Source organism: Plastoroseomonas arctica, from assembly GCF_018128965.1.
In the GTDB taxonomy this organism is placed as follows: Bacteria; Pseudomonadota; Alphaproteobacteria; order Acetobacterales; family Acetobacteraceae; genus Plastoroseomonas; species Plastoroseomonas arctica.
Genome location: NZ_JAAEDH010000004.1, coordinates 178,987 through 195,722, shown reverse-complemented (window position 1 = coordinate 195,722; position 16,736 = coordinate 178,987). Strand labels below are relative to the sequence as shown.

Below are 16,736 nucleotides of genomic sequence, written 5' to 3'. Positions count from 1 at the left end.
CGCCCGCCCACCCGAACCCGCGCCACCGCCGGAGCCGCCCGCGCCCACCATCGGCAGCGCCTCCGGCCTGCCGCTGCCGCGCTTCGCCTCGCTGCGCTCCGACGAGGTGAACATGCGCGCCGGTCCCGGCACGCGGTTCCCCATCGAATGGACCTACCGCCGCCGCGACCTTCCGGTGCAGATCGTGCGCGAATTCGACCTGTGGCGGCGCATCCGCGACCGCGATGGCCAGGAGGGGTGGGTGCACCAGAGCACGCTCGCCGCCCGCCGTGGCCTGGTCGTGCTCGGCGCGCCGGGGGCCGAGGTGCCGCTGCGCCGCCGCGCCGAGGACAATGCCGCCCCAGTGGCGCGCCTGCGCCCGGGCGTCGTGGGCCGCATCCGCGCCTGCGAGGGCGCGAGCCCCTGGTGCGAGGCGCAGGTGGGCGAGTATCGCGGCTGGCTCCGGCGAGCCGAGATCTACGGCGTCGGTGCGCAGGAGGATGTGCGCTGAGCCGCGCCTTGCGGCCCTTGCACGCGAGCCCCCCGCGCCCTTAGCCTCCCCGCCATGAGCGAGCCCGACCGCACCCCTGCGTTGCACGACCTCGGCGGCGCCGAACGCTTCCGCTGTACACCGGTGGAACCCGACGAGGCGCCGCCCGACGCCTTCGGCAAGCGGGTGGACGCGCTGCGCCAGTTGCTTGCGCAGCAGGGTCTCATGACGGTGGACGAGCTGCGCCGAGGCATCGAATCCATCCCGGAGGATGAATACTTCGCGCTGGGCTATTACGAGCGATGGCTGCGCTCCGTCGCCATGCTGATGGTCGAGAAGGGCATCGTCGCCGAGGCCGATCTCGCATGACGCTCGTCCCCGGCACCGCCGTGCGCGTCAAGGATGACTGGCCGGAGCGTCGTGGCCCGTGCCACATCCGCACGCCGCACTACCTGCGCGGCCGGGAGGGGACCATCGAACGCGTGCTGGGGCGCTACAAGAACCCCGAGGACCTCGCCTTCGCGCGCCCCGCGCCGGAACGCACGCTGTACCATGTGCTGTTCGCGCAGCCGCCGGTCTGGGGCGAGGGCGCGGCGGGCGACACGATCCTCGTCGAGATCTTCGAACATTGGTTGGAGCCGCACTGACATGGCCGCCCCCCCGCGCCCCGAGAGCATCGCCCTTCTGGACAAGCTGGTGGCCGCACTCAGCGCCAAGGGCATCGTCACCGAAGCGCAGATCGCAGCCCGCCAGGCCATCACCGACAAGGCGAGCCCGGAGATCGGCGCCCGCATGGTCGCCCGCGCCTGGACCGACCCGGATTATTTCGACCTGCTCCTGCGCGACGGCCATGCCGCGGCCGAGGAGATGGGTGCCACCATGGCCGGCGCACCGCCGCTAGGCGTTCTGGTGAACACGCCGACACGGCACCACCTGGTCGTCTGCACGCTGTGCTCCTGCTACCCTCGCGCACTGCTCGGCTATCCCCCGCACTGGTACAAATCCTTCGCCTATCGCTCGCGCGCCGTGCGCGAGCCGCGCGCGGTGCTGGCCGAATGGGGCACCTCCATCCCCGACAGCGTCGAGATCCGCGTGGTCGATTCCACGGCCGATTTCCGCTGGATGGTGCTGCCACTGCGCCCCGCCGGCACCGAGGGCTGGGATGCACCGCGGCTTGCCGGGTTGGTGACCCGCGACGCACTCGTTGGCGTGGCGCTGCCCAAAGCAGCCTGATCGGGCAAGGATCACCGCGGCGTCACTGTCGGCCGCGGGCGATTGTGCCATACTCGTTCCGCTTTCATCCGGATGGTCCCATGCGCGCGCTTCTGCTGCTGATCGCTCTTGCTTTTACGATGCCGGCCGTTGCGCAGACCGCCTTCGAATTGCCGGGGCTGGAGCGCGATGCCGCCGCCTACCGGTCCGAATTGCAACGCCGCTTCCCAGGTGCCAACCCACAGGCCCGCGCCGCCGCCGAGGCCCGCGCCATCCAGGCCGAACGCCAGAACAACATCCCCGCGGCGATCGCGGCGTGGGAGGAGCGCCTCTCCTCCGGCGCCATGCCACCCGAGGGATGGATGACGCTGGCGCGGCTGCACCTGGCCCGCCGCCCGCCGGATGCGGCGCGCGCGCTGATGTCGGCCTGGGTGGCCTTCTCGATCGTGCCGGCCGGGCCGCCGGAAATCCCCTCGCTGCTGCTCATCGCCGATGCGCTGCGCGCGCTGAACCGCCAGGCGCAGATGCTCGAAGCCATCACCGCCGCGGCCGAGCGCGCGCCCACCGACACTGGCTTGCAGGCACGCCTCGCCGCCACCCGGCGCGAGGTGGGGCTGCTGCCCGCGCGCCTGCGCACCGAGCCGGAATCCGAGCCCGCACGCGCCTGCGTTGCCTTCACCCTGCCGCCCGCCCGACGCCAGGACTGGACGCCCGCCGACTGGGTGCGCGCCGAACCCGCCATCCCCGACTTAGCCGTGGTGCGCGAGGGCGATGAGCTCTGCGTTGCCGGCCTGCCCTGGGGGCGGACCACGCGGCTGACCTTCCGGGCGGGGATGCCCGGCGAGGACAACACCACGCTCGTCAACGCGCAGGTGCTTCCGGTGGCGATGCCGAACCGTACGCCGCGCCTCGCCTTCGACCAGCGCACCCACATCCTCCCGCGCGGGCAGGAGCCGCGTATCACGCTCGGCAGCACCAATGTCTCGGCGGTGTCGATCCGGCTGATCCGCGTCGCCGAGCGCAACCTGGTTGGCCTGCGCCAATCCTGGCAGCCGGGACAGGCCATGGAGGCCTACACGGCCGAGAACCTCGCCGAGGAAACCGGCACGCTGCTGTGGCAGGGCCGCGCTGAGATCCCGCGCTTCGAGGTCAACCGCACCCAGCGCACGGCGCTGCCGCTGCCTGATATCCTGCGCACGGCGCCGCCGGGGCTGTTCGTCCTCGCGCTGCGCTCGGGCGACGGCAATGCCCGAAACGAGGCGACGGCGGCGTTGCCGATCATCATCACCGATATCGGGCTGGTCGCCTGGCGCGGGGCCGATGGGGTGGCGGTGCAGGCGCGGGCACTCGGCTCGGCACAGATAAAACCCGGCATCCGGGTGGCGCTGATGGCGCGCAACAACGAGGTGCTGGCCGAGGCCACCACCGACACGACTGGGCTTGCGCGCTTTGCGGCACCCTTGCTGCGCGGCCGCGCGGGACTGGCCCCCGTCGCGCTGCACGCAACCGACGGGACGGATTTCGCCTCGCTCGACCTGGAAGCGGCGGCGTTCGACCTGTCGGACCGGGGTGCCACGGGACGCCCGCATCCCGCGGCGCTCGATGCATTCGTGTGGCTCGACCGTGGCATCTACCGACCAGGCGAGACCGTGCAGATCGCGGCCCTGCTGCGCGACGCGGCCGGGGCGCCGGTGGACCTTCCCGTGCGCCTGCGCGTGCGCCGGCCGAGCGGACAGGTCTTCGCCGAGCTGACACCGGACCGCGCGCCGGGCGCCGCGCTGCTCTGGCCGATGACGCTGAGCCGGGGCGCGCCCGCCGGCGCCTGGACCATCGAGGCGCTGTCCGACTCCGAGGCGCCGCCGATCGGCCGTGCGAGCTTCCGCGTCGATGCCTTCGTCCCCGAACGCCTCGCCGTGGAGGCGACGCCGCCGCCCGGCCCGCTGGTCCCCGGGCGGCTCATGCCGGTGCCGGTGACGGCGCGCTTCCTCTATGGCGCGCCGGGCTCGGGCCTGTCGGCCAATGCGCAATTCATGCTGGCGGTGAACCCGACGCCCTTCCCCGACTGGGCCGGCTGGCGCATCGGGCTGGTGGACGAGACCTTCGCGCCGAGCCTGCAGACCATCGAGGTGCCGGAGACCGATGCGGATGGCCGCACCACGCTGCCGCTCATCCTGCGTGCCGCGCCTGATTCAACGCGCGTGCTGCAGGCCGACGTCGCCGTCTTCGTGAGCGAGCCGGGCGGGTCGGAGACGCGCGCGCAATTCACCGTACCGGTGCGGCCGGCCGGGCGGCTCGTCGCCCTCCGCCCAGCCTTCTCGGGCGAGGCCATCGACGACAATGCGGAAGCGGCCTTCGAGGTCGTGGCCCTCTCCCCCGAGGGTGCGGCAACGCCCGCGCGGCTGCGCATCCGCCTGCTGCGTGAGCGGCCGAACTGGCGCCTGGTCACGCGCGGTTCCGTGGCGCGCTACGAGACGGTCTGGCGCGACGAGGTGGTCGACAGCACGGAGGCCGATTTCGCCCCCGGCGCGCCGATCCGCTTCGCGCGCACCCTGCCCTTCGGGCGCTACCGCATCGAGGCCGCCGACAGCGCCGGGCTGGGCATCACCTCGATGCGCTTCCGCGCCGGCTGGGCCGCGAGCGAGAATGCCGAGACGCCGGACCGCATCGATGTCTCGACCGACCGGCAATCCTTTGCTGATGGGGCGACCGCCCGCGTGCGGGTGGTGCCGCCCTTCGCCGGACGCGCCTCCGTCGCGATCCTGACCGACCGTCTGCTCAGCATCCGCGAGATCGAGATCCCGGCTTCCGGCACCGAGATCGAGGTGCCGGTTTCCGCATCCTGGGGCCCGGGCGCCTATGTCGCTGTCTCGCTCTATCGGCCGGGCGAGGAACGCCGCGGGCCCGGGCGTGCGCTCGGCCTCGCCTGGATCGCCCTCGACCCGGCGCCGCGCCGGCTGGAGGTGAGCATCGATGCCCCGGAGCGCATCACGCCGCGCCAGCGCCTGATGGTGCCGGTTCGCATCGCCGGTGGCGGCGGGTCTGCGCATCTGACGCTTGCCGCCATCGACGAAGGCATCCTCAGCCTCACGCGCTTCGCCAGCCCTGACCCGGCCGGTCATTTTCTCGGGCGTCGGCGTCTCGGCACCGATATCCGCGACGACTACGGCCGGCTGATCGCGCCGGCGGAGGGCGAGGCGACCGCGCTGCGTCAGGGCGGCGACGGCGATGACCCGACCGGGTTGGTGCGCATCCCCACGCGCATCGTCACGCTGTTCTCCGGCATCGTCGCCGCGGACGCCAACGGCCAAGCCATGGTGCCGCTCGACATCCCCGATTTCGCGGGCGAACTGCGCCTGATGGCCGTGGCCTGGGAGGGCCCGCGCATCGGCGCCGCGTCCCGCCCGCTGACCATCCGTGACCCGGTGGTAGCCGAGGCCATCCTGCCGCGCTTCCTCGCCCCCGGCGACGAGGCGATGCTGCCCGTGCTGCTGCACAACCTCGACCTGCCGCCGGGTGCGATCACCGCGACGCTGACCACGGAAGGGCCGCTCGCGATCTCGGGGCCCACGACGTTGACGGCCAATCTTGCCACCGGCGCGCGGGCACAGCCGGCAACCGTGCTGCGCGCGACCGGCGCCGGCGAGGGCACGCTGCGCCTGACCGTCACGGGACCCCAAAACTTCGCTGTGACGCGGGAATCGGTGATCACGCTGCGCTCCTCCCGCCCGCTGGCGGTGGAGAGTGCGAGCGGCACCATCGCGCCCGGCCAGACCGCAAACCTGACACCGGATGGCAGCCGCTTCCTGCCGGGAAGCTGGCGCGCCACGGCGACGCTGGGTGCGGCCATCCGCTATGATGCGGCACCTTTGCTTGCCGCGCTCGGCAACAGCTTCTGTCCCTGCACGGAGCAGGTGGCGAGCCAGATCCTCGCGCTCTCCTACGCGCCCGATGCGCCCGACCGCGCCGGCACGCTGCAACGCGCTGTGGAGGCGCTGCTTGATCGGCAGCGCTTCGATGGCGCCTTTGGCGTGTATTCCGCGCAGGGCGAGCCGCAGACCTGGCTCACCCTCTACGCGATCGAAGCGCTGCTGCGCGCGCGCGCCGGCGGCGTCGGCATCGCCGAGCAGGCGATCGAGAATGCACTCAAGCATGTCGAGGACCTGCTCGAGGACACCACCGAGGACACCGCCGACAACCGCGCCGACCAGGCCTATCGCGTGCATATCCTCGCGATGTCCGGACGGCACCGCCTGGGTGCGGCGCGGAGGCTGCTGGAGAACATCGCCGAGCTGCCGACGCCGCTGGCGCGCGCGCAGCTTGGCGCCGCCTTCGCCCGCGCCGGCGACCAGGCGCGTGCCGAGACGGCCTTCGCCGCAGCACTGGCCGCCCCCGAGCGGCGCTGGTGGCGGCATGATTTTGGCTCCCAGGTGCGCGACGCGCTCGCCGTAGCGGCGCTGCTCAAGGAGAGCGGGCTGCTCGAGGATCGGCTGCCCGCTTTTGTGTCGCGGCTCCCGACGCAGCTCTCGCCGGTGACGACCAGCGCCCAGGAACAGGGCTGGGCGGTCGCCGCCGCCGGCATCCTCTCGGGCGGCAATCGTCCGGTTCGGGCAACGCTCGACGGCGCGGCGCTGTCCGAACGGCCGACCGTGACCGCGGCACTGACCGGCCGCGCCGCGGTGCGCAACCTCGCCGATATTCCGCTGACGCAGACGGTCTCCGTCACCGGCATCCCGACCCAGCCCTACCCGGCGGGTCGGTCCAGCCTGCGCATCCTGCGTCGCTTCGTGAATCTCGACGGCACGAACGTGAACCTCGACCAGCACCGCCAGGGCCAGAGCTTCATCGTGGTTCTGGAGGCACGCGCAGACTCGCAGGAAGAACACCGCGTGTTGCTGCAACAGGGGTTGCCGGCCGGATGGGAAATCACTGCCCGTCTCGGGCCGGGCGCGGTGCCGGGGCTGCCCTGGCTCGAGGCGCTGAGCCCCACGGAGACGCAGCCGGCGCTGGATGATCGCTTCGCCGCGATTGCGGTGGTCTCCCCGCAACAGCCGCTGCTGCGGGCGGCCTTCCGCATCCGGGCGACAACGCCGGGCGTGTTCGAACTGCCGGGCGCGGAGGTGATCGACACCGGACGGCCGGCGTTTTTTGCGCGGCAGAATACGAATCGGCTAACCGTTCAGACGCCGCAATGAAGAAGGCTGGGGAAAAGAATTTCCCCGGACCCCATTCTTTTATTTTTATCTATTGGCACCGGCCATGCAGCGATCACCAATAATTAAAAATAAAAGAATGGGGGTTTGGGGAAAATTCATTTCCCCCATACTTGCTGTTTTGGTGCTGGCTTTTGTGGTTGATCGTGTTTTCCCACCCGACCTCACTCGCCTGACGCCCGGCCAGGAAATCCTCGACCGCGAGGGGCGCACCCTCTCCGTCCTGCCCGCCCTCGGCGGCACTTGGCGCTTCGCCACCACCACGCGCGACGTGCCGCCCGACCTCGTCGCGTTGCTCATCGCGGCCGAGGACGGGCGCTTTCGCCGCCATCCCGGCGTGGACCCTTTCGCGCTCGCCCGCGCGGCCTGGCAGTGGGTTCGCACGGGGCGCGTGGTCTCGGGCGGCTCCACGCTAACCATGCAGGCGGCGCGGCTGCTGGAGCCGCGGCCGCGCAACCTGCGCTCCAAGCTGATCGAGATCGTCCGCGCCGTGCAGCTGGAAGCGCGGTTTTCCAAAGACGAGATCCTCGGCATCTGGCTGACCCTGGCGCCGCAGGGGGGAAATCTGGAGGGGGTGCGCGCCGGCTCGCTCGCCTGGTTCGGGCGGCCCCCGGCGCGGCTGGATCCGGCAGAGGCGGCGCTGTTGATCGCCCTCGCACGCCGGCCAGGCGCGCTGCGGCCTGACCGGCATCCAGAGGCCTCGCGCGCCGCGCGGGATGCGGTGCTGGCGCATCGCACGGCGGCGAGCACGGCGCTGACCAGCGCCGACCGGACGCAGGGCCAGGCGGTAGCGCTTCCCACGCACAGACGCGCCATGCCGCGATACGCCCCGCATTCGGCGCGTGAGGTCGCGCGGCTGGGCGGGGCGCGCATTCCCACGACGCTCGATCTGCCGCTGCAACGCGCGGTCGAAACGATGGCGGCGCAGGCGCTCGAAACCTTGCCCGAACGCACCGCGATCGCGGTCGCGGTGGCGGACCACGCGGCACGCGAGTTCCGGGTGCTGGTCGGCGGCACCTTTGGGGATGAGCAACGGGCCGGCAGCCTGGACCTGACGCTGGCGACGCGTTCGCCGGGCTCGGCGCTGAAGCCCTTCCTCTATGCCATGGCCTTCGAGGCCGGGCTGACCCGGCCGGAGACGGTGCTGGCCGACCTGCCCTTCCGCTTCGCGACCTATGCGCCGGAGAATTTCGATCGCGGCTTCGCGGGCCAGATCACCGCAGCGGATGCGCTGCGGCAATCGCTGAACCTGCCGGCGGTGGCGCTGCTGGACCGGCTTGGGCCGCTGCGCTTCGCCGCGGCGTTGAAGGCGGCCGGTGCCGCGCCGCGTCTTGCGCCTGGGGCGGCGCCGTCGCTGCCCCTCGCGCTCGGCGGCGCGGGCACGACGCTGCGCGAGATGATGGCCCTCTACGCGACCCTGGCGGGGGAGGGCGTGGCCGAGCCGTTGCAGCTTCGTCCCGGCGGCGCACGGGTGCCGGTGCGGGTGCTGGAGGCCTCGGCCGCGCGGCAGGTGGCGGGCATCCTCACCCAGGGCTTTCCCGGCGGCGGGCCGGCCGGGATCGCGTGGAAGACTGGCACGAGCTGGGGCGGGCGCGATGCCTGGGCCTTCGGGTTTGATCGCGCCCATGTGGTGGGCATCTGGATCGGGCGGCCGGATGGCACGCCGATCCCGGGTGCGACGGGGCGGTCGCTCGCCATGCCGGTGCTGGCGCGGGTGATGGGGCTGCTGCCGCCGGCGCCGCTCACCGGCCTGCGCGTGCGCCCGGCCTCGAACGAGGCGGGTGCGGACCGGCTGCGGCTGCTGTTTCCGCCGCCCGAGGCGCAGCTCTCGGATGCGGCGGGGCCGGTCACCCTGCGCGCCATGGGCGGGCAACGGCCGCTGACGTTTCTGGTCGACGGCCAGCCCATCGCGCATGAACGCGCCCGGCGCGAGGCGAGCTGGCAGCCGCCTGGGCTGGGCTTCTTCCGCATCACCGTGCTGGACGCGCAGGGGCAGTCCGCGCGCGCCGAGGTGCGCGTCAGGGCGGAGTGATCAGCGCCGCGCTTCGATGGCGTCCCAGATCGCGCGTTCCAGATGCACGCCGTCGAAGCGCGCCAGCTCCTGCAATCCGGTGGGGCTGGTGACGTTGATCTCGGTGAGCCAGTCGCCGATCACGTCGATGCCCACGAAGATCATCCCCCGCTCGCGGAGTTCCGGCCCGATGGAGGCGCAGATCTCGTGCTCGCCCGCGGTCAGCGTGGTGGGCATCGGCGTGCCGCCGACATGCATGTTGGACCGCGCCTCACCGGCGGCGGGCACCCGGTTGATTGCCCCCATCGCCACGCCATCGACCAGGATGATGCGCTTGTCGCCCTGGCGCACCTCGGGGACATAGCGCTGGATCATCAACGGCTCGCGCGAGCGCTCCGTAAACAATTCAATCAGGGAGTTCAGGTTAGAATCCTCGGGCCGCAGATGGAAAACCCCTGCGCCGCCATTGCCGAAGAGCGGCTTGAGGATGATGTCACCATGCTCCGCACGAAACGCAGCGATGCGCGCCCGGTCTGCGGTGACCAGCGTGGGCGGCATCAGCTCAGGAAATTTCAGGACGAAGAGTTTTTCGGGCGCGTTGCGCACGGCGGCAGGGTCGTTCACGACCAGCGTCTTGGGGTGGATGTGCTCGAGCAGGTGGGTCGAGGTGATGTAGGCCATGTCGAAGGGCGGGTCCTGGCGCATCAGCACCACATCCATGGTCGCGAGGTCGATCATCTCGTCCGGACCGAGCGTCGCATGCGCGCCGGCGCCGCGCTGGACGGTCACGGTCTGCGCGCGCGCGGTCAGTGCGCCGGCCTGGAAGGCGAGATCGCGCGGGTGGTAGTGCCACATCGCATGCCCCCGGGCCTGGGCTTCGAGCATGAGCGCGAAGGTGCTGTCGGCATTCGGGTTGACGCTCAGGATGGGGTCCATCTGGACCGCGACGCGCAGGCTCTTGGCCATGAGTTTGCCCCTCTCGGCTATCGCCTCGGCTGTGCCATTCCGACGGCCTCGCGACCAGCCTTAAAGTTTTGGCGACGAGGCGGTTCACGGCAGCGGACCCTAAACCAACCACAGGTTGTTTATAGTAAAGAAAACAACGATTTGTCTTTATTTATGAAACGCGGGTGGCCATTGGTTGCGAAGACATGAACGAGACGGCCTGGAGATCACACCGTGCTGAATAACAACAATCCCTTCGTCTTCGCCTCCTCTTCGGCAGCGGATCCGCTCTCGCCCCAGGATGCGCTCGCCAGCGCGCCGGGCATGCCCCAGAGCTTTGCCTGGTCGCATCTTTTCGTCACGCTCGCCGAGGTGGCGCCAACGCAGCACAGCCTGCCGCATGCCGCCCACGTGACCCAAGCCACCGCGTTGCCAGCCGCCGTGGAGGAGGCCGCTGTCCCGGCCGAGCACACCGAGGCGACGGTTGTGGTCGCCGCGGCCATCGAGGTGGCCGTCGCCGCCCCAAAGCCGGCGTTGGTGATCATCGCCGAGCCCGCGCCGCTGCCGGCGCCGAGCGAGCACTTCATTCCCGCCGCCCTGCCAGCCGACCCTGCCTTCGATGCCTATGCGCGCCTGTTCCGCAACATCGAGGACCGGGACCTGCTCGCCGACCTGCACGCCACCCTCGCACCCGGCAGCGACTTCGCCAACGCGTTCGGGCCGCCGCTCGGCTGAGCCGAGCGGGTCAGTTCAGGCGCTGGCGCAGCTCCGCCATGATGTCGCGCACCTTGGCCGCCGCGGGCCCATCGGACTGGATGGCCAGAAAGCGCTCGAAGGCGGTGAGCGCGGCGGCGATGCGCTCCAGCCGCTGGTTCATCAGCCCCGCCTCGCGCCACAGCGGCGCCTCGCCGGGTGCGATGCGCAGCATGTCCTCGGCGCAGGTCAGCGCGCCGGCCAGGTCGCCGACGCGCAGGCGGCGCAGCTTGATGTTGTTCTGCAGGCGCAGCAGCACCGCGCGCCGGCCCATCGGCGCCAGCACGCCCGGACGCAGCTCGGCCTTCTCGCCCTCCACCCGCTTGATCAGGGCTCGCAGCTCGGGGGCTGCGAGGGCAGCGCCACCGCCGAAGACATCCACCACGAGCTGGCCACGCTGGCCTTCGAGCGCGAGCAGGAAATGGCCGGGAAAATCCAGCCCATGCGCGGGCCAGCCGGCCGCCTCGGCCGCGTGCAGCCAAAGGATGCCGATCGCGACGGGCAGGCCCCGCCGGCGTTCCAGCACCTGCAGCAGGTTGGCGTTGGCGGGGTCCTCGTAGGTCTGGTCGTCGCCTGCGAATCCGGCCTCGCCATGCAGCACGCCGGCCAGCACCGCCCGGCGCGCCGCGAGGTCGCCGCCATCGGCCGCGGGTGCCGCCGTCGCGGCATCCACCGCGGCGCGGGCGAGCAGCGAGAGGTCCATGGTGGCGGCGCGCCAGTCGCACTGCGGCGCGTCGATGCGCGCGAGCTGCAGGGCGGTTGCGGCCAGGTCGATCTCGTCATCGGGCAACTGGCCGACGGCGTCGAGCGCGGCGCGGGCTTCGGCGGTCTGGGTCTCTGACATGGCCCGAGTTTCGCGGCACGGCCGCCGCGACGCAAGCATCACGCCCCCGGGCGGGTGCCCTTCCGCAGGTGGAAGGATGGCCGCCTCAGCGCGGCACCATCCGCCCGAGCGCCCGTCCGCCAAAGATGTGCATGTGGAAGTGCGGCACCTCCTGGCCGGCATCGACGCCGGTATTGGCGAGAATCCGGTAGCCCGACGCCTCGAGGCCCAGCAGCTGCGCCGTGGCCGCCACGGCGCGCCAGAAATCGGTGATCTCGTCCGGCGTCGCGGTGGCGCCGAAATCGGCGGACGAAACATAGGCCCCCTTGGGGATCACCAGCACATGCACGGGTGCCAGCGGGTTGATGTCGTGGAAGGCGAGGCTGTGCGTGGTCTCGTGCGCGCGCTTGCAGGGGATTTCGCCGCGCAGGATGCGCGCGAAGATGTTCTGCGGGTCATAGGGGGGCAGGCCGTTGGTGCTCATGGTTTGCGCTCCGTCTCCGCCTGCCTGATGCCATAGGGCGCGACCAGCTTCCAGACATGCGCGGGGACCATGGATTTCAGCCGGCGGGGATAGGCGCGGCGGAGGTGCAGGATGGTCTCGACCGCCTTCATCTCGACGCGGGCGCGGGCGAATTCCAGGCCGCGCGGGCCGATGCGCGGCATCAGGAAGCTGACGATCGGCCGCAGCCAATTGGGCATGCGGCGCAGCGGCAGCCCGCCCGCGGCGCGTTCGGTATTGGCGAGGAATCCCTTCACGGCGCCAGCGCGCTTGCCGGCGCTGCCAAGCGGTTCGGCCACCAGCTCGGCGCCCAAAAGGGCTGCCAGCTCCTCGCCATGCGCATTGCGGATAATCAGCCATTGCTCGCCCTGGCCCGCCATGTAGCCCACGGTGATGTCGGCGAGCGCGTTGGTGTAGTCCACGCAGGTGCGGCAGGTGAGCGGGAAAAAGTCGGGTGCCAGCTTCGAGATGGGCAATTGCAGGAAGGGGATCTCCCGCTTGCGGCCATCGGCGAAGCGGAGTTCGACCATGTAGTCGGCGCGGAACTCCAGATAGGTGATGCTGTCGGGATGCTCGTCTAGCAGGGCGAGGAAGGTGTGGAAATTCTCGGTCGTGGTGTTGTCGGAACACGGCGTGCCGATGACGCTGATGCGCTCGAAGCCGAGCTGCGCCTCGATGGCGCGGAGCGCATGCACCTGGCAGGGAATGCCGATAATGGCGATGCGCGTGTAACCCGCTGCCTTGGCCGGTTCGAGCAGGGCCAGCAGCGGCGCGTAGCCCATGCGCATGCCGCGGCATTGCGCCATGCCTTCGGGCTTCGTCACCAGCACGGGCACCGGCTTCCAGCGGTCATCGGGGTCAGGCGCCATGGTCAACACAGCCTCGACCGCGCCGGTTTCCAGCAGCCGCTCGGCGATTCGCGTTGCGATGCCGGTCCATTGCGCGCCGGCGCGCGGCGTGGCAAGGCGCGCGCGCACCATACGGCGATAGGGTCCGAAGAACAGCTCGTCGCCCAGTCCAGGGTCGCGGGCGCGACCATGGGTGGCCACCTCGCGCGCGGGATAGTCGGGCGCGATGAACTGGCAGGCCGTGCCGCAGGCCTTGGCGATGGCCATGCGCGAGACGCCGCAATCCGTGCAGAGGCCGCGCGGCGCCGCTTCCCCGATCGGCGGCGCCGTCAGCGCGCTCACGCGACCCCCAGCGGCGCGTGTTCGAATTCCGGCACCATGCGATTGAGCTGCGCCAGCGCGGCCCCGGTGGCACTTGAGCGCGCCTGCGCCGCGATCTCGTCGATGGCGCGTCCGACCTGCACCGCGTCGGTGGTGCGCGGCGTCGCCATCAGCAGGCCGGGGAACTGCGTCGCACGCGGCGGCTCCTGGCCATGGAACATTTCCTCGAACAGCTTCTCGCCCGGGCGCAGGCCGGTGAAGCGGATCTCCACATCCTCCTCCGGCCGCAGCCCGGCGAGGCGGATCATGCGCCGGGCAAGATCCACGATCTTCACCGGCTCGCCCATGTCGAGCACGAAGATGCCGCCATCGGAGAGTTCCGCCGGCTGATCGGGCCGGTCCTCGGCGCCGACGACGCTCGCCTGCAGCACCAGGCCCACCGCCTCGCGCACGGTCATGAAGTAGCGGCGCATGTCGGGGTGGGTGACGGTGAGCGGCCCGCCGCGCTCCAGCTGGCGGCGGAACAGCGGCACGACCGAGCCGGTGGAGCCCAGCACATTGCCGAAGCGCACGGTGATCAGCCGCATGCCGGCCTTCTCCGTTCGCGCCTGACGGTCCAGCGCCTGGCAGTACATCTCCGCCAGGCGCTTGGAGGCGCCCATGACGGAGGTGGGGTTCACCGCCTTGTCGGTGGAGATGAACACCATGGCGCGCGTGCCGGCCGCGCGCGCGGCATCGGCCACGATCCGCGTGCCGAGGGCGTTGGTGAGCAGGCCCTCCAGCGGGTCGTTCTCCACCATCGGCACATGCTTCAGGGCGGCGGCGTGGAAGACCAGCTCGGGCTTGATCTCGGCGAACAGGCGCTGGATGCGCGCCTCGTCGCGCACATCGGCCAGCACGGCGCGGCGGAGGATCTCGGGGTGCTTCTCGCGCAGCTCCAGGTCGATTTCGTAAAGGACGTATTCGCCATGGTCGAGCAGGGTGAGCGAGGCCGGGCCGAGGGCCGCGACCTGGCGCGCGAGCTCCCCGCCGATGGTGCCGCCCGCGCCAGTGACCAGCACGCGGCGGCCCTGCACCAGCCGCGCCATGCCCTCGCGGTCGAGCGGCACCTGGGGGCGGTCCAGCAGCTCCTCGATCGAAACCGGGCGCAGCTCCTGACGCGGTGCGGCGCCGGCGTCGAGCGCGGTCGGCGGCGGCGCGCGGCGCACCGGAACGCCGTGATGGTCGGCGGCATCCATGAGCTTCTGCAGCGCGGCACCCTGCACCCGCGGATCGGCGAGCACGATGGCGGCGGGCAGCCGGTTCTCGGCGCGGAGCTGGTCCAGCACGGTGTCGGCTTCCTCGACCAGGCCCAGGATCGGGTGTCCCTGGATGCGTCGACCCAGCTGGCGTTCGCGCAGCGACAGGATTCCGATGACGCGCCAGCGCGGGGCGCGTTCCTGCGCCAGCGCCCGGATGAACAGGTCCGCGCCATCGCCGGCGCTGGCGATCAGCACAGGCTGGGCGGCATCGGCGCTGTCATCGGTGGTGCGGCGCGCGCGCAGGCGACCGGCGACGCGCGGCGCGCCGAGCAGAGCCGCAAGTGCCAGCGCATGGATCACGGGGAAGGCGAGGTTAGGCGAGCGCCAGATATCCACGGCGTGGCACGCGGCCCAGAACAGGGCCGCCGCGAGGATCGCGGCGCCGCTGATGCCGAGCAGCTCGCGCAGCCCCGCGAAACGCCAATACTGGCGCGGCATGCCGAAGGGCAGCCCGGCGAGCAGGAGGGCCGCAACCGCGCCGGGTACGCCCGCCAGCCACCAGGGGCCGGACGGCCAGGCGCCGGGCGCGGCGAGCCACAGTGCCACCGGCAGCGCCAGGGCGGCGATGAGCCCGTCCAGGACGAGGTTGAGCAGAATGCGATTCGAAGAGGCGCGCGCCATGCGGCCGCTATAGAGCAGCAGGGCGGCGGCGGGAATGCGGAGGGACGCTGCGCCCTTCGTCGCTCCATGATGCTGCGCCCGTCCGGCGGGCACGCGTCAAGAGCAGGCGGGCTGCGCCCGGCGCTGCGCGTCTCCTGACCCGCACCCGCCGACCGGAACGAGGGCTTGGGGTCGAAGAAGCGGGCCGGCTGCTGACTAGAGGGCCGCGATCGCGCCGGCCAGCAGCGTGAGTTCGCCCGCGTTCAGGTCCGAGACAAGCACTAGTGGATCCCGTCGCGGATCAGTGGCAGCAGTTGGAAGCCGTTTTGGGCTCGGGGCGTCCGCGGCCAGCCCTGCGCCGCCTGCTCGGGCGTGGCGAAGACGGTGATCGCGTGCTCGCGCCGCCGGTACGTCCTGGCCCTGGCGGCGCTCGGCGGCGATGCCCTGGCCCAGGGCAGCCCGGCCTATCCCGCTGCAGCCAGCGCGCCCGTCGCGACGCCTGCGGATGCACGTCATTTCTACGTGGTCACCGTCCACCTCGATGGCGCGACCGGAACCACAGCCTCCGCCGCGCATCCGGCCGAGGCCTACCCGATGCAGGCCTTGCCGGCGGGCGGCGGGCTGCTGCTGCGGCCGCTGAGCGCGGAAGGCAATTGGAGCGTGCGCGCCTTCATGTTCCAGCCGAGCCAGGTCATCGTGCCGGCCGGCGCGCCGGTGACGCTCACCTTCGTGGGCGTCCAGGGCGTGAGCTTCCGCATCGCGGTCGATGGTGTCGCCGAGCAAGTCACGATCCGGCGCGGCGAGATCCGCAGCGTGACGGTCCCGGCCGAGCAGCCGGGCATCATCGGCTTCCGTGCGCTCGACCACGCGCCCTCGATGACCGGGCAGATCCTGGTCCTGCCGCGCTGAGGCGCGTGGCCGCCGCCGCTTGCTTCAGGCGGCGGCGGCGGTCAGCAGCGGGTTCGCCCGGCTGAAGGCGTTGGGCAGTGTCTCAGGGTCACGGAGCACATAGCCGCGGCCCCAGACGGTGCCGATCAGATCGCCGGCTTCGGCGACCGAGAGCTTCTTGCGGAGCTTGCAGATGAAGACATCGATGATCTTCACCTCGGGCTCATCGAGTCCGCCATAGAGGTGGTTGAGGAACACCTCCTTGGTGAGCACGACGCCCTTGCGCAGCATCAGCAATTCCAGGATCGCGTATTCCTTGCCGGTGAGGTGGACGTGACGCCCCTTCACCGTGACCTCCTTGCTGGCGAGGTTGAGCGTCAGCCCGCCGACGGTGAGCGAGGGCTGCGAGAAGCCCTTGGTGCGCCGCACGATCGCCTGGATGCGGGCGACCAGCTCGGACTGGTCGAAGGGCTTGGTCACGTAGTCATCGGCACCGAGGCCGAGGGCGCGGACCTTTTCGGTCGAGCGGCTATGGCCGGACAAGACCATGACCGGACTGTCCATCCGCGCAGCGCGAAGCCGGCGGAGGACCTCATAGCCTTCCATGTCCGGAAGCGAGAGATCCAGGATCACCAAGTCATAATCGTAGAGCTTAGCGAGGTCGCAGGCCTCCTCGCCCGTGTCGGACACGTCCACAATCATGGAAGCGTGCCGCAACATGAGCGAAATCCCGCGAGAAGCGGTGAGGTCGTCTTCAACCAAAAGGATGCGCATCTCTCGTTCTCCACACCTATAACGTGTGTTTAAGGCGAAATTCTGGGAATGAAAAGGGAATATCACACGATGAACGTCT

General features: G+C 71.0%; 14 protein-coding genes. 8 read left to right on the top strand and 6 right to left on the bottom strand.

Annotated features, from left to right (window positions below; genetic code table 11):
* The 6 genes from GXW79_RS05985 to pbpC form a co-directional block, all read left to right on the top strand.
* A partial coding sequence (locus GXW79_RS05985) for an SH3 domain-containing protein (protein ID WP_367614817.1) occupies positions 1 to 490 on the top strand: 490 nt, incomplete at its 5' end.
* A gap of 54 nt (positions 491 to 544) precedes the next feature.
* Positions 545 to 838: an SH3-like domain-containing protein gene (locus GXW79_RS21755; protein ID WP_211873432.1), complete on the top strand. Its 294-nt coding sequence runs from the start codon at positions 545 to 547 to the stop codon at positions 836 to 838.
* Complete coding sequence (locus tag GXW79_RS21750; RefSeq protein ID WP_367614816.1) at positions 835 to 1,116, top strand: SH3-like domain-containing protein; 282 nt, start codon at positions 835 to 837, stop codon at positions 1,114 to 1,116. Before GXW79_RS21755 ends, GXW79_RS21750 begins: the two co-directional genes overlap by 4 nt.
* A 1-nt stretch (position 1,117) precedes the next feature.
* The gene (locus tag GXW79_RS05970) at positions 1,118 to 1,702 is read left to right on the top strand and encodes a nitrile hydratase subunit alpha (protein WP_211873430.1); all 585 of its coding nucleotides are present in this window, start codon (positions 1,118 to 1,120) and stop codon (positions 1,700 to 1,702) included.
* An 80-nt stretch (positions 1,703 to 1,782) separates the two neighbouring features.
* On the top strand, positions 1,783 to 6,873 hold the full coding sequence (locus GXW79_RS05965) for an alpha-2-macroglobulin family protein (protein WP_211873429.1): 5,091 nt from the start codon (positions 1,783 to 1,785) through the stop codon (positions 6,871 to 6,873).
* A 154-nt stretch (positions 6,874 to 7,027) separates the two neighbouring features.
* Entirely contained in the window at positions 7,028 to 8,923 is a 1,896-nt protein-coding gene (gene pbpC, locus GXW79_RS05960; RefSeq protein WP_367614815.1) for a penicillin-binding protein 1C, read from the top strand.
* Here the strand turns inward: pbpC and gshB are convergent, their stop codons facing one another.
* Entirely contained in the window at positions 8,924 to 9,868 is a 945-nt protein-coding gene (gene gshB / locus GXW79_RS05955; RefSeq protein ID WP_211873427.1) for a glutathione synthase, read from the bottom strand.
* Positions 9,869 to 10,081: 213 nt separating this feature from the next.
* On the opposite strand from gshB, the gene GXW79_RS05950 reads away from it, so the two are divergent.
* Entirely contained in the window at positions 10,082 to 10,582 is a 501-nt protein-coding gene (locus tag GXW79_RS05950) for a hypothetical protein (protein ID WP_211873426.1), read from the top strand.
* Positions 10,583 to 10,592: 10 nt separating this feature from the next.
* On the opposite strand, the gene GXW79_RS05945 is transcribed toward GXW79_RS05950, so the two are convergent.
* The 4 genes from GXW79_RS05945 to GXW79_RS05930 form a co-directional block, all read right to left on the bottom strand.
* A complete protein-coding gene (locus GXW79_RS05945; RefSeq protein WP_211873425.1) occupies positions 10,593 to 11,444 on the bottom strand; it encodes a SirB1 family protein in 852 nt (283 codons plus the stop codon).
* A gap of 85 nt (positions 11,445 to 11,529) precedes the next feature.
* A complete protein-coding gene (locus tag GXW79_RS05940; RefSeq protein WP_211873424.1) occupies positions 11,530 to 11,907 on the bottom strand; it encodes a histidine triad nucleotide-binding protein in 378 nt (125 codons plus the stop codon).
* On the bottom strand, positions 11,904 to 13,115 hold the full coding sequence (locus GXW79_RS05935) for a Coenzyme F420 hydrogenase/dehydrogenase, beta subunit C-terminal domain (RefSeq protein ID WP_367614814.1): 1,212 nt from the start codon (positions 13,113 to 13,115) through the stop codon (positions 11,904 to 11,906). The genes GXW79_RS05940 and GXW79_RS05935 overlap by 4 nt, the downstream gene beginning before the upstream one ends.
* Positions 13,112 to 15,016 carry a polysaccharide biosynthesis protein gene (locus GXW79_RS05930; protein WP_211873442.1) on the bottom strand — a complete coding sequence of 635 codons (1,905 nt, stop codon included), beginning with the start codon at positions 15,014 to 15,016 and terminating at the stop codon, positions 13,112 to 13,114. The genes GXW79_RS05935 and GXW79_RS05930 overlap by 4 nt, the downstream gene beginning before the upstream one ends.
* Before the next feature lie 351 nt (positions 15,017 to 15,367).
* On the opposite strand from GXW79_RS05930, the gene GXW79_RS05925 reads away from it, so the two are divergent.
* Positions 15,368 to 15,904 (top strand): cupredoxin domain-containing protein, encoded by a 537-nt coding sequence (locus GXW79_RS05925; RefSeq protein ID WP_211873423.1) that lies wholly within the window; start codon positions 15,368 to 15,370, stop codon positions 15,902 to 15,904.
* 24 nt (positions 15,905 to 15,928) lie between these two features.
* Here the strand turns inward: GXW79_RS05925 and ctrA are convergent, their stop codons facing one another.
* Positions 15,929 to 16,657, bottom strand: coding sequence for a response regulator transcription factor CtrA (gene ctrA, locus GXW79_RS05920; protein ID WP_211873422.1), 729 nt, complete (start codon positions 16,655 to 16,657; stop codon positions 15,929 to 15,931).
* Between the last annotated feature and the right edge of the window lie 79 nt (positions 16,658 to 16,736).

Coding starts and splice junctions, on each gene's coding strand:
- GXW79_RS21750 (WP_367614816.1), top strand. CDS start 835: ATGACGCTCGTCCCCGGCACCGCCGTGCGCGTCAAGGATGACTGGCCG.
- GXW79_RS21755 (WP_211873432.1), top strand. CDS start 545: ATGAGCGAGCCCGACCGCACCCCTGCGTTGCACGACCTCGGCGGCGCC.
- GXW79_RS05930 (WP_211873442.1), bottom strand. CDS start 15,016: ATGGCGCGCGCCTCTTCGAATCGCATTCTGCTCAACCTCGTCCTGGAC.
- GXW79_RS05965 (WP_211873429.1), top strand. CDS start 1,783: ATGCGCGCGCTTCTGCTGCTGATCGCTCTTGCTTTTACGATGCCGGCC.
- GXW79_RS05940 (WP_211873424.1), bottom strand. CDS start 11,907: ATGAGCACCAACGGCCTGCCCCCCTATGACCCGCAGAACATCTTCGCG.
- gshB (WP_211873427.1), bottom strand. CDS start 9,868: ATGGCCAAGAGCCTGCGCGTCGCGGTCCAGATGGACCCCATCCTGAGC.
- ctrA (WP_211873422.1), bottom strand. CDS start 16,657: ATGCGCATCCTTTTGGTTGAAGACGACCTCACCGCTTCTCGCGGGATT.
- GXW79_RS05970 (WP_211873430.1), top strand. CDS start 1,118: ATGGCCGCCCCCCCGCGCCCCGAGAGCATCGCCCTTCTGGACAAGCTG.
- GXW79_RS05945 (WP_211873425.1), bottom strand. CDS start 11,444: ATGTCAGAGACCCAGACCGCCGAAGCCCGCGCCGCGCTCGACGCCGTC.